The organism is Marinomonas mediterranea MMB-1 (assembly GCF_000192865.1).
Taxonomy (GTDB): domain Bacteria; phylum Pseudomonadota; class Gammaproteobacteria; order Pseudomonadales; family Marinomonadaceae; genus Marinomonas; species Marinomonas mediterranea.
The window spans coordinates 4,589,510-4,601,462 of the sequence record NC_015276.1 but is presented as its reverse complement, the minus strand read 5'-3'; the positions used below and the strand labels follow the sequence as shown (position 1 = coordinate 4,601,462).

The window sequence follows — 11,953 nt, the reverse complement described above, 5'->3', positions numbered from 1 at the left end:
GAGTGTAATCCTTACTTTACTCGATGAGTTCAATGGACTTTACTTGCCAGACGGCTCTTCCAAAGTAAGTCTCTTTTCTTAGCTCTCGATGCGAGTCAAAATCGTAGATTACAAGAAGTGGGCCCAGTTTACGTACACTGATACGTTTTCCATCCATATGTGATGCAATTATAGCGCCTTTTTCCGTGAAGTCTTCTATGGGAATTTCACTGATGTAATCGTTCAGCGCTGTGACTCGAACGGTGGTTGCTTTGGCATCTAACATATCCATAATATCTTGCAGGTAAAACCCTTGATATTCATGTACCGTTTTGGTCCAAGGCGTATCCGTTGAAATGATGGCTTTGGGCAGGTTCGATAACATCGCTCTATCGAATTGAGCCGCGTTATTGGCATTGGTATTTGTGATGTTGCCAGTCACCGTCAGAATGACTCTGTTTTTTGGTACTTCTAGAGCAAAAATGTTGCTCGAAAACAGGCAAAAAATAAGCGTCAAAAGCCACGTTAACCGGCGTGTTTTAAGGTGGTTTGTGTTTTTTTGCATTAGATTGCCTATATTTTGAATAATATTTGAATTTCGACACTTTATAGCACTATGCTTAATGCTAAACAACGGTTAAAATAGCGCCAATAAATAACAGTGAAATCTGGCTAAGTCCTTCCTTCTAAAAATAATAATTGTCTGGGGGAATTTCCCCAAGTGACTTTTGTTTCATTTGTCGTCCTGATGAATGACGCAATCGCATGCGATGTATTTCACCTTTTAAATCTGTTTCCAATTAAAGTTGCTTTATAAGGGTGTATTTATGGACACTATGACGATTATTGGGTTGCTTGCAGCCTTCAGTACCACGTTCTCATTTGTGCCACAGGTGTGGGCCATCATTAAGACTCGTAATATCGACGGGATTTCGTTGAGTATGTATACAGTCTTCACTAGCGGCGTGTTTATGTGGCTAGTGTATGGGATTTTAGCGAAGGATATGCCAATCATTATCGCCAATGCGATTACGTTTTCACTTGCCTTTACGGTATTGTGCTTGACGATTCGTCTGAAGCGTAAGCTTGAACGTAATACCGCATCAGATGACATGTCTGGTGTTAGTTTGTCTCAGTAAGTTAGGTTCGGAAAGATTTAGCTTAGTACGCTTTGTCTTAATCGTAACGAAAGTAACGAACCAAACATAAAACCGATCAAACAAAAAAAGCAGTGTAGGGGCTCCTACACTGCTTTTTTATTGCGCCCTGCAAAAGGGTTATGCATGGCTAGTAAGGCTTATTTCTTCCAAACGACCACAAGCCGCCATATGGTTTGGCTCAATATCCGTTAAGACCGGTTTCGTTTGCGCACATTGCTCATTCGCGTGGGGGCAACGGGTTCTGAACACACAGCCAGAGGGTGGATTGATCGGTGAAGGCAAATCTCCCACAAGCAATTGAATGTTTTTCTTTCGCTCTTGTTCTGGGTCTGGAATCGGCACCGCTGACAGCAAAGCACGTGTATAGGGGTGTGTCGGCTTTGAGTAGAGCGAGCGTTTGTCAGCAAGTTCGACCGCGTTACCTAGGTACATGACCAAGACACGATCAGAAATGTGCTTTACGACGCTCAGGTCATGTGCAATGAAGACCAAGGAAAGCCCCATTTCTGCTTGTAATTCTTTAAGAAGATTCACAACTTGCGCTTGAATAGACACGTCTAATGCCGAAACGGGTTCATCGCATACGATGAGTTTTGGTTTTAAAATCAGCGCGCGAGCAATGCCAATACGTTGACACTGACCGCCGGAGAACTCATGAGGGTAACGGTTAATCACGTTTGGCAATAGGCCAACACGCGCCATAATGGTCTTTACTTGCTCGCGAACCTCGTCTTTAGAAAGCGAAGGTTTAAACGTTTTAAGAGGTTCTCCAATGATTTCGCCAACCGTCATACGTGGATTTAACGAGGCCAACGGGTCTTGAAAGATCATTTGCAGTTCTTGGCGCTTCTCTCGCATTTGCTTTTTGTCTAGCTGAGTAAGATCTTGCCCTAACCAAACAACATTGCCATCCGTAATGGGCAGCAGCCTTAATAGCGCTCGTGCTAGAGTGGACTTACCACAACCAGACTCTCCGACCACACCGAGTGTTTCGCCTTCATAGATGTCCAGACTGACACCGTCGACGGCTTTCAGCGTGTTGCCTTTGCTCCACGGCAAGGCGTTACTGTTTTTAATATTAAAATGTACTTTCAAGTCTCTTACTTGCATAAGCACTTTTTTGTTAGGCGAATGGCTCACGATGCAACTCCCCAATCTGATGGCTTATGGCAGGCTCTAAGCTTGCCTTCTTCATACTCTGTTAAGCTTGGCTCTTCCTCTAGGCAGCGCGCTTCGGCGTGCTCACATCGAGCCTGAAATGGGCAGCCTGTTGGTAAATTAAGTAAGTTCGGAGGGTTGCCTGGAATGGTTGCTAAGACATCGTCTTCGGCATCCAAACGAGGAATCGCCTCAAGCAGCCCTTTCGTATAAGGGTGAGTAGGACGGTAAAACACATCGTTTGTTTTACCGTATTCCATGGTTCGACCTGCATACATGACCAATACTTTGTCGCACAATCCAGCAACGACACCGAGATCGTGGGTGATCATAATGATGGCAGTATTGAACTCATCTTTTAGTTCATTTAAAAGCGTGAGTATTTGCGCTTGTACTGTAACGTCCAACGCCGTTGTTGGCTCATCTGCAATCAGCAGTTTAGGTTGACACAACAGTGCCATGGCGATCATGACGCGCTGGCGCATACCGCCTGAGAACTCGTGCGGATACATGTTCATGCGTTTGCGTGCTTCTGGCATTTTTACTGCGTCGAGCATTTTGACGGACGCTTCAAACGCGTCGGCCTTACTGTACCCTTTGTGCAGCATCAACACTTCCATCAGCTGTTTACCGACTTTCATGTAAGGGTTTAAAGAGGTCATCGGATCTTGGAAAATCATCGCGATTTTTTCAGCACGTACCCGATTCATGTCTTTTTCGTTGTATCCAAAAATATTTTTGCCTTCAAACAGCGCTTCGCCTTCAACGAGGCCGTTTTTGGCTAAAAGCCCCATGAGAGCGAACGCAGTCTGGCTTTTGCCTGATCCTGACTCTCCTACAATGCCAAGGGTTTCTCCTTGAGCAAGAGAGAAATTCAAGTTATTTACGGCGGTAACGTAGCCATCCGGTGTGCCAAAGTTAACGCGTAGATTGTTTACATCAAGTAAGTTCATTATTTCCCCCTAGCGGTCTTTCGGATCCAGTGCGTCGCGTAGACCGTCACCGAGGAAGTTAAAACAAAAGAGTGTTACGACTAAGAAGCCAAGTGGCCATGCTAATTGCCATACGGCGATTTCCATGTTCACGGCTCCTTCCGAGATCAAAGCTCCCCAACTGGTCATAGGTTCTTGAACACCCAGCCCAAGGAAACTGATAAAGGATTCCAATAAAATCATATTGGGCACAAGCAATGTCGCGTACACCACAACGATACCCAGCACGTTCGGAACAATATGACGTAAGATAATATTCGTCGTTGAAACGCCACAAGCATGAGCGGCTTCAATGTACTCTTTATTTTTCAGGCTTAATGTTTGTCCACGGACGATTCTGGCCATGTCCAGCCAAGAGATTGCGCCAATCGCGACAAAAATCAAAACGATGTGTCGGCCAAATAGCGTCATCATGATGATGACGAAAAACATGAATGGAAATGAGTTCAGGATCTCAAGCACACGCATCATTAAGCTGTCGACTCGGCCGCCGAGGTAGCCAGAGGTCGCGCCATAAAGCGTGCCGATGACAATGGCGACTAAGCTGCCCATCAGGCCAACCATTAGGGATATTTGGCCGCCTTGTAAGGTGCGTACGAAAATATCTCGCCCTAAAGGATCTGTGCCAAAATAGTGACCGTTTTCAATGTTTGGGCGTCCAAGAGTGGCAATATCCGAAAGAGCCTCCCAGTCAATATCATCGTAATTCCATTGGCTGAGTAACGGGCCAAAAAGAGAAATAAGCGCAATTAATCCGAGTATTATTAAACTCACGACTGCTGCATGGTTAGAGAAAAAGCGTCGGCGCGCGTCTTGCCAAAGGCTGCGACCTTCTACTTCGACAACCTGCTCTGCAAATACCTCTACCACATCAACTTTGTCTTTGGTTGTAATCATTGCAAAGCTACCTAGTAACGAATTTTAGGATCGATCAACGCGTATAAAATATCGACGATCGCATTAAAAAGAATGGTCAGTGAGCCGATTAAAATTGTCACGGCCATGACCATGGGGTAATCACGGTTGATGGCACCATTGATAAAGTGTTGCCCAATGCCGCCGGTACTGAAATAAACGTCGACAATGACAGACCCAGTAATGATGCCGACAAAAGCAGGGCCAAGGTACGATAAAACAGGCACGATCGCAGGGCGCAAAGCATGTTGAAGCACGATCTTATAGTTGGGTAAGCCTTTGGCTCTGGCAGTACGAATAAAGTTAGAGTGCATGGTTTCGATCATACTACCGCGAGTAATACGGGCGATTTGCGCAATGTAGCTGGTGGACATGGCGATAACGGGCATGATCAGATAGGGCCAAGCGCCGTCGTTCCAACCTCCCGAAGGCAGCCATTTCAAATAGATTGAAAATAGCAGAATACAAAGTGGTGCCAACACAAAATTAGGCAGAACAATCCCTAAATTGGCAAACGCCATGACTGAGTAATCTATCCATGAGTTTTGTCTAAGGGCGGCGAAGATCCCACATCCCACGCCAATTAAGACTGCGACGATAAATGACCAAATACCTATTTCAGCAGAAACTGGAAAGCTCTGTGCGACTAAGTCATTGATGGTGAAATCTTTATGGACAAACGATGCGCCTAAATCCCCTTGTAATATGTTCCAAAGGTAACGCAAATATTGCGATGTGACGGGTTCGTCCAGATGATACTTCGCTGCGATGTTCGCCATGATCTCTGGAGGTAAACCACGCTCAGTCGTCAGCGGGCTGCCGGGGGCAAAATGCATCAAAAAGAAGGACACGGTAATCAACACAAGCAGTGTTGGGATGGCCTCTAAAATGCGTTTAATAATCAGTGAGAGCATAATAATGTCCGAGGTAATATAACTGATTCTAACGTCAGGTAATTACCAGTGTTTGAAACGTAAAAACAAAGAGTAGAGTAGGTGGCTCAGCATAGTACGCTGAGTCACCCAAACAACGGTCTTACTTAGTGAGCGATGATGTACTGATCACGAGTGTAAGTATTGTCTTCTGGATTTGGCATGTAACCACCAACGTAAGGCTTAACTAAGCGCTTAGTTACATAGGTATAGATAGGCGCAACCGCCATATCTTGGTTGATTAGAACGTTTTCCGCTTTTGTATAGTTTTCAGATGGATCCTGCATTGAAGAGGCAGCATTCATCAACTTATCGTACTTAACGTTGCTGTATTTGCCGTCGTTACTGCCCGCTGTAGTGGTTAGAATTTGTAAGAAGGTAGAGGCTTCGTTGTAGTCACCGATCCAGCCTGCACGTGCAACCGAGAAGTTCTGAGTGTTACGAGAGTCTAGGTAGGTTTTCCATTCCTGATTTTCAAGCGTTGCTGTTACACCAATATTTTTCTTCCACATAGAGGTGATTGCCACGGCTATTTTCTTATGTTGATCATTTGTGTTGTATAGCAGTGGGAATTTCAATGGGTTAGAAGGACCAAAACCGGCTTCTGCTAATAAGGCTTTTGCTTGTTTGTTGCGCTCTGCTTGACTCCATTTTGCGTACTCGGGAGTGACAGGGTCAAAGCCATTGATGATTTCCGGTGTAAAGCCGTACGATGGCACTTCGCCAGTACCCGTTACAAATTTTGTGATGATATCTCGGTCGATGGAATAAGACAGGGCTTTACGAACACGAACATCGTCAAACGGTGCTTTGGTTGTATTGAATAGGTAGTAATAAGTACCAAGCTGAGGCGTGATATGCACTTCATCAGGCGTGTCTTTCATCAGCTGTTTGTAGCGGTTGGTCGGGATGCCTTGATAAGAGGTCAGATCCATTTCCCCCGCTTGATAACGTTTAAATTCAACAGATACATCTGAAATCGGCAAGTAGGTTACTTTGTTGATGACGGTTTCTTTGTCGTTCCAGTACATAGGGTTACGTACTAGTACCATTTTTTCATTCACATTCCATTGATCCAGAACGTATGCACCGTTAAAGACGATGTGGTCTTGTTTGGTCCAGTCATCACCCCATTTTTCGATGACTTTTTTAGGTGCAGGGAAAAGCGTGTTGTGGATCGTCATCTTCGGGAAGTAAGCGTTTGGCTTTTCTAGACGAACAACGAATGTATAGTCATCCGTCGCTTCTACGCCTAACTCTGTTGCAGGTTTTTTACCGTTAATGATGTCGGTCGCATTGATCATACCGGGTAGTTCAGCAAACCAAGCGTAATCGGCTGCTGTTTTAGGGTCAACTAAGCGTTGGAATGCGAAAACGAAGTCGTGTGCGGTTACGGAGTCGCCATTTGACCACTTTGCATCGTCGCGCAGGTGGAACGTATATACGGTGTTGTCTTCATTGGCGTCGTAGCTTGTTGCGACACCGGGAATTAGGTTGCCGCCACCATCTTCGTTAAACAATCCTTCAAACAAATCACGACCACGAAGTGAGCCGGGCGTACCCTGCAGTTTTTGCTGGTCAAGTGTCGCAGGTTCGGATTCACCGCCTTTAACGATTTCTTGAACTGCGGCTAATTTCACTCCATCTGGTACTTTAGCAGCTTGAACGTAGGATGCGCCTAACGCTGCTGCAAGCACAGCGCTGGCAATCAGTGATTGTTTGAGTTTCATACAAGGTTCCTTAACATTTTTTATGTTATTGCTGTTGTGTTGTTTGGCAAAGCTAGAGAAATCGAGGCGTGCCGTGAGTTTCCATAGTTCAATAATTGCCGACTAGCCACAATCGAAATAACGAATCGGGTTATGCGTTTCGTAAAAGTGCGGGTGTGAAAAAAAGAAAAAGTCTTTTAAAATTTTGTTTTTAAAAAACTTTTTTGATGTGTGAAAATACCTTAAAGCTAGTTATTACGAATAAAGGAGTCCATTCCTTCTCTAAAACATGCGCTTAGTGGGATTTTATATACAGATTTCGGGTGTAGACCATGTTCTGAGAGTTAGGCTCGTACCCTCCAACATAAGGCTTCACGACTTTTGCTGAGGTGTATTGATAGATAGGTGCGACAGCCATATCTTCTTCGATTGCGATTTTTTCAGCTGCCTGATACTGCTTAGATGGGTCTTTCATCGTACGCGATTGATTCATTAAATTATCGTACGCTTGACGTTGGTAATGCCCATAGTTATTACCGTGCTCAGAAGTCAGTACATCCAACGTACTGGAAGCTTCGTTGTAGTCACTGATCCACGCATAGCGACCAACCTGAAAATTACCTGCGCTCATGGTGGAGAGTGCTGTTTTCCATTCTTGGTTTTCTAACGTGACTTTTACCCCTAGGGTCTTTTTCCACATAGCGGCAATGGCTAGTTTTTTATGAAACTCATTAGTGTTGTAGAGTAAAGTGAAACTCAAAGGATTGGATTTGGAGTAGCCCGCGTCTTTAAGAAGCGCCATTGCTTTGTTATCACGCTCTTTTTGTGTCCACGCTGAGTAATCAAATTTAGGCGGCGTATCGCCAGCGACGGCTTCTGGAGCAAAGCCGTAGGCAGGAAGCTGCCCAGTGCCTAATACGTATTTCGTGATCATTTCTCTATCAATACTATAAGGTAGCGCTTTACGAACGTGTATATCGTTAAACGGCGCAACGTCAGTGTTGAAAATATAATAGTAGATGCCCAGCATGGGGTCGATGCGAACGTCATTTGGTAAGTCTTTTTTAATCTTCGTAAAGTGCGAGAGAGAGGAAATCCAGAGACGTCTAAACCACCTGCTTGATAGCGTTTAAGTTGAGCGCTTTCATTGGTGATTGGCAAATAGGTAACCTTGTCGATGACGGAATTTGCATGTACCAGGCGCACGGAGAGGCGGTGGCAGGATTAACCGCGCGTTGAAACCATAAACAAAGTCCTCTGCCGTAACTGGTTCACCATTTGACCTCTTTGCATCTTTGCGCAAATTAAAGGTGTAAACCGTATTGTCTGCGTTAACGGCGTAACTGCTTGCAACACCTGGTTCAAGGTTTCCTTCGGGATCTTGACTGTATAACCCTTCAAATAGATCGAAAGCGTGTATCCAGCCTGCATCCTCCTGAATAAGCTGAGGATCGATAGAGGTAGGCTCTTGACCACCGTTTCTAACAATTTCTTGAACTGGCGAAAGAGAGGTTCCCTCTGGGATGGTCGCTGCTTGAAGCGGTAAACAGGAAAGGGTAATTGAGAGTAACGCCGTTAAGCGCCAACGGTTTTGAATTTTTATACTATTCCTTTGCATTTTTTATGTAGTTTGGCAGGCCTCGATATATCAAGGCCTACCGTGCGCTTTCATAGTTCAATAGTTTGCCAATTCGCTACAATCGAAATAATTAATTAGGTTATGCGTTTCATGAAAATACAGGTATGAAAAAAGGCTTTTATTAGTTGTTTTATTAGGTGTTTATTTTCGGTGGTAGCTTGAAATTTAGTATTCAGCTCCGTCAATTTAAGCGCCGCGATAGAGTCTATTTGAGCTTCTTTATAGAGCCAAATATCAAGCCATGGTATTCTTGTGCCATCAAATGGATTCTTTTCGTAAGGTGTAATCGTGCTCATTCAACCTTTTCAAGCCGTCGGTGCTTTCTTTAAGTCACTCCCTGTTATCCTCTCGCCTGGAATGCGTCTGTTTATTCTTGCGCCTTTGCTTGCCAATGTGATTTTAATGGCGCTGTTATACATGGTTGCCTTGTCGTACTTCGGCGTTGTTGTGGACTATATGATGGGCTTTTTACCCGGTTGGATGTCATTTTTAAATTGGCTGTTTTACCTGGTATTTGGTTCGATTGTCGCTGTGGCATTTTTTTACAGCTTTTCAATGGGGGTGAATATTATTGCCGCGCCATTTATGGCGTTTCTCGCAGAAAAGGTTGAGGAACGTGAGACTGGAAGACAGTTTGAATCGACCCTCAATATGGGTGAAGTGATGAAAATTGCGGGGCGCTCGATTCAGCGAGAGTTGCAGAAGCTATTTTACTTTTTACCTAGGCTGATCATCTTATTGCTGCTTTCTTTTGTTCCTGTTATTAACTTTGTCGCGCCTGTCTTATTACTGCTTTTCTCTGCTTGGATGCTTGCAGTTCAGTACATGGATTACTCATTTGATAACCATAAGCTAAGTTTTCGAGAAATGAGAGAAACACTGCGAACTAAGCCTTTGTTGTGTTGGACATTTGGCTTTATTGTAATGGCTGGATTAACGATTCCTCTTTTGAACCTGTTTGTTATGCCGATTGCCGTTGTTGCGGCGACATTGCTTTGGATAGATCAATTTAGCGATCGTTTTGAGCTGGTCAGTGTACCAGTAGCAATGAGCAATGAATAAAACGAGCAACACTCAATAACCGAATATAGAAATAGAAACAGGCGTTTGCATGTCTTTAAAAATACTAGTCGTTGACGACGCGTCATTCACTCGTGATCTGATAAAACGTTCAGTACGAAAATCTTTCCCCGGTACGACAGTGGAAGAGGCTGTGAATGGCCGAAAAGCACAACAATTACTTCAAAAAATTCAATTTGATATGGTGTTGTGTGACTGGGAAATGCCTGAGATGACAGGTGTTGAACTGTTAAAATGGTGTCGTGAACAGCCACAGTATGCCAAAGAAGCCGTGCCTTTTGTGATGATTACCAGCCGTGGCGATAAGTCTCACGTCGTTGAAGCGGTTCAATCCGGCGTAACGGATTATTTAGGCAAACCTTTTTCGGCAGAGCAGCTGAATCAAAAAATCATATCAGCGGCGAAAAAGCATGGAATTGAAAAGAAGTTGAGTGCGGGCGCAAATGGAAAAGCGGCGGCAAAAACGGCGCCAAGCTCAGGCGGCGTTGCGACGGCTTCTTTGGACGTTCTAATGGGCGGTGCGAGTAAAGCTCCTAAGAACAGTTCGCCTAAAATTGTTAACCCTACCGCCCCTACTCCTGACGTAGCAATTAAAGATGTGAAAATCCCCACGTTAGTGCGCTTCGAGGGAAAGCAATTTCGTTGCATGGTGGTCAAATTCTCTAAAAATGAAGCCACTGTGCTGATTAAAAGTGATGATGTCATCCCGCAAGTGCTTGGGCAGGCCGTACTGGACTTGGAATTCGACAAAAAAGTGAACCGCCTGAACTATTTTATCCAATCCGTGGCGACGACTGATAAGAAACATGATTCAGCATTTTTAACGGTGACGCTTGGCTTGATCGATCAAGATGCAGAAAAAGAAGCGTTTGTTAAGGCGCTGTTTGAAAGTCTCTAGCGCCTTAACAACATTGCGCCGCTTCTACATAAATCTCAAGCCTACACCCTCAAAAGCAGCGTCCTCGAAAGTTAGCCCTAAAGACGCTCGGCACCATTGCTAAGAACATTTGTAGTGCGACTAAGAGCCTTTGTCGTGTGCTCTACCTTAGATTACTTGCCAGACGCGTTGTCTAAAGAAGTAATGTTTTTGACTCGGTTGGCTGGAAAGTGGCAAGAGAAGGTGCTTCCATAGTTAGGTTGGCTGCGGATCTGTAGCTTCGCTGAGTGATGTAAAAGAACGTGTTTGACAATGGCGAGGCCTAATCCCGTACCACCTGTTTTAGAACTTCGGCCTTTGTCCACACGGAAGAAACGCTCTGTGAGTCGAGGAATATAACGCGGATCGATGCCTAAACCTTCATCTTGTACTGCGAAACAACCGCTGACGTCGTCAGATTCCCACCTTACGTTAATTTCACCGCCATTTGGCGAGTATTTAATAGCATTTACGACTAAGTTCGAAAATGCGCTGTAGAGCTCGTTGTAGGAGCCATGAACCTGAGCGCCTTCTTCGACAGAGAAGCTCAAAGTATGGTCTGGATGTAAGATAGGCTGCGCCATTTTCTCAATGGCAGTGAAAATATCGGACACCTGAAGCCAAGTGTCATTTTCTCGCTTGTCATTGCTTTCTAGCCGAGACAGTAACAGCAAATCTTCGATGAGGTTTTCCATCCGCTCAGATTGATCGGCCATATTATCAATGCCGCGTTGCATACTCTGAGGCAAATTATCTTTGAACATGCCTAGGGTTTCTAAATAGCCTTTAATCACCGTAAGTGGCGTTTTGAGTTCATGCGAGGCATTGGCGACAAAGTCTTTGCGCATTTGTTCTAGCAACTGTAAACGCGTTACGTCCCTAATAAAAATTAGATGGTCGTTTTGATCGTACAGTGTGGTTTGAATTTCTAGGAACGCCCCTTCTTTGGCTGGGCTTTTAATGATTAAAGGATCGCCAAATCGCTTTTGGGTAAAGTAACGATAGAAGTCTGGGTTTCGGACGATATTGGTAATAGCTTGACTGCGATCGACAGGGCGTACCAAGCCAAGAAATTGTCCCGCTGAATTATTCCACCACTCTAAATTGCCTTGATTATCCGCCATGATTACGCCTTCTTTTAAGGCGGCGGTTGAGTTCTCAATTCGATTTAGAGCTTGGCGCATCTTTCGCTTGGATTTACGTTGTTTCTTTTGCAGACGATAAACCGCGTCGAACACTTCTCCCCAGATACCACTGGTTTCTGGAGGAGAGGCTTTTCCTGAGCGGCGTAACCACGAGTGAAACTGGTACAGCTGATACATCTGCCACGCTAAGCTGATTAAGACATACAGCAGTAACGCAATCGCAATCTGGCTTAACGCAAAACCGATGGCGAAGGTTGCGATTAAGCCAATAAACCAGTTTAGCAGAGCCTGTTTCCAGATTCGTTTCATGTTCGTCTTATAATCCGTT

General features: G+C 44.6%; 13 protein-coding genes. 3 read left to right on the top strand and 10 right to left on the bottom strand.

Features of this window, described 5'->3' with window-relative positions; genetic code table 11:
* Positions 1 to 16 precede the first annotated feature (16 nt).
* Positions 17 to 544, bottom strand: coding sequence for a molybdopterin-dependent oxidoreductase (locus tag MARME_RS20870; protein WP_013663254.1), 528 nt, complete (start codon positions 542 to 544; stop codon positions 17 to 19).
* Between the two features lie 262 nt (positions 545 to 806).
* Between MARME_RS20870 and MARME_RS20865 the strand changes: the two genes are divergently transcribed.
* A complete protein-coding gene (locus MARME_RS20865) occupies positions 807 to 1,118 on the top strand; it encodes a SemiSWEET transporter (RefSeq protein WP_013663253.1) in 312 nt (103 codons plus the stop codon).
* 138 nt (positions 1,119 to 1,256) lie between these two features.
* Here MARME_RS20865 and oppF read toward each other — a convergent pair whose 3' ends face one another.
* The 8 genes from oppF to MARME_RS22630 form a co-directional block, all read right to left on the bottom strand.
* Positions 1,257 to 2,279 carry a murein tripeptide/oligopeptide ABC transporter ATP binding protein OppF gene (oppF, locus tag MARME_RS20860; protein WP_013663252.1) on the bottom strand — a complete coding sequence of 341 codons (1,023 nt, stop codon included), beginning with the start codon at positions 2,277 to 2,279 and terminating at the stop codon, positions 1,257 to 1,259.
* On the bottom strand, positions 2,276 to 3,250 hold the full coding sequence (oppD, locus tag MARME_RS20855) for an oligopeptide ABC transporter ATP-binding protein OppD (RefSeq protein WP_013663251.1): 975 nt from the start codon (positions 3,248 to 3,250) through the stop codon (positions 2,276 to 2,278). The genes oppF and oppD overlap by 4 nt, the downstream gene beginning before the upstream one ends.
* A gap of 9 nt (positions 3,251 to 3,259) precedes the next feature.
* Positions 3,260 to 4,186, bottom strand: a complete 927-nt coding sequence (gene oppC / locus MARME_RS20850; RefSeq protein WP_013663250.1) for an oligopeptide ABC transporter permease OppC — start codon at positions 4,184 to 4,186, stop codon at positions 3,260 to 3,262.
* 11 nt (positions 4,187 to 4,197) lie between these two features.
* Positions 4,198 to 5,118, bottom strand: a complete 921-nt coding sequence (gene oppB, locus MARME_RS20845; RefSeq protein ID WP_013663249.1) for an oligopeptide ABC transporter permease OppB — start codon at positions 5,116 to 5,118, stop codon at positions 4,198 to 4,200.
* A gap of 125 nt (positions 5,119 to 5,243) precedes the next feature.
* Positions 5,244 to 6,866, bottom strand: coding sequence for an ABC transporter substrate-binding protein (locus MARME_RS20840; protein WP_013663248.1), 1,623 nt, complete (start codon positions 6,864 to 6,866; stop codon positions 5,244 to 5,246).
* A gap of 274 nt (positions 6,867 to 7,140) precedes the next feature.
* Complete coding sequence (locus MARME_RS22640) at positions 7,141 to 7,914, bottom strand: peptide ABC transporter substrate-binding protein (protein ID WP_223295067.1); 774 nt, start codon at positions 7,912 to 7,914, stop codon at positions 7,141 to 7,143.
* Between the two features lie 75 nt (positions 7,915 to 7,989).
* On the bottom strand, positions 7,990 to 8,463 hold the full coding sequence (locus MARME_RS22635) for an ABC transporter substrate-binding protein (protein ID WP_049787799.1): 474 nt from the start codon (positions 8,461 to 8,463) through the stop codon (positions 7,990 to 7,992).
* Between the two features lie 95 nt (positions 8,464 to 8,558).
* Entirely contained in the window at positions 8,559 to 8,780 is a 222-nt protein-coding gene (locus MARME_RS22630) for a hypothetical protein (protein WP_041648052.1), read from the bottom strand.
* Between MARME_RS22630 and cysZ the strand changes: the two genes are divergently transcribed.
* Both cysZ and MARME_RS20820 read left to right on the top strand, forming a co-directional pair.
* Positions 8,773 to 9,546 (top strand): sulfate transporter CysZ, encoded by a 774-nt coding sequence (gene cysZ, locus MARME_RS20825; protein WP_013663247.1) that lies wholly within the window; start codon positions 8,773 to 8,775, stop codon positions 9,544 to 9,546. The two genes, MARME_RS22630 and cysZ, sit on opposite strands and share 8 nt — an antisense overlap.
* A gap of 49 nt (positions 9,547 to 9,595) precedes the next feature.
* Entirely contained in the window at positions 9,596 to 10,462 is an 867-nt protein-coding gene (locus MARME_RS20820) for a response regulator (RefSeq protein WP_013663246.1), read from the top strand.
* 152 nt (positions 10,463 to 10,614) lie between these two features.
* Here MARME_RS20820 and phoR read toward each other — a convergent pair whose 3' ends face one another.
* The gene (gene phoR / locus MARME_RS20815) at positions 10,615 to 11,934 is read right to left on the bottom strand and encodes a phosphate regulon sensor histidine kinase PhoR (RefSeq protein WP_013663245.1); all 1,320 of its coding nucleotides are present in this window, start codon (positions 11,932 to 11,934) and stop codon (positions 10,615 to 10,617) included.
* Positions 11,935 to 11,953 lie beyond the last annotated feature (19 nt).

Bases quoted from the DNA above. Each gene is read 5' to 3' on its own strand.
- MARME_RS20870 (WP_013663254.1), bottom strand. From the start codon at position 544: ATGCAAAAAAACACAAACCACCTTAAAACACGCCGGTTAACGTGGCTT.
- MARME_RS20865 (WP_013663253.1), top strand. From the start codon at position 807: ATGGACACTATGACGATTATTGGGTTGCTTGCAGCCTTCAGTACCACG.
- oppD (WP_013663251.1), bottom strand. From the start codon at position 3,250: ATGAACTTACTTGATGTAAACAATCTACGCGTTAACTTTGGCACACCG.
- oppC (WP_013663250.1), bottom strand. From the start codon at position 4,186: ATGATTACAACCAAAGACAAAGTTGATGTGGTAGAGGTATTTGCAGAG.
- oppB (WP_013663249.1), bottom strand. From the start codon at position 5,118: ATGCTCTCACTGATTATTAAACGCATTTTAGAGGCCATCCCAACACTG.
- MARME_RS20840 (WP_013663248.1), bottom strand. From the start codon at position 6,866: ATGAAACTCAAACAATCACTGATTGCCAGCGCTGTGCTTGCAGCAGCG.
- MARME_RS22635 (WP_049787799.1), bottom strand. From the start codon at position 8,463: ATGCAAAGGAATAGTATAAAAATTCAAAACCGTTGGCGCTTAACGGCG.
- MARME_RS22630 (WP_041648052.1), bottom strand. From the start codon at position 8,780: ATGAGCACGATTACACCTTACGAAAAGAATCCATTTGATGGCACAAGA.
- MARME_RS20820 (WP_013663246.1), top strand. From the start codon at position 9,596: ATGTCTTTAAAAATACTAGTCGTTGACGACGCGTCATTCACTCGTGAT.
- phoR (WP_013663245.1), bottom strand. From the start codon at position 11,934: ATGAAACGAATCTGGAAACAGGCTCTGCTAAACTGGTTTATTGGCTTA.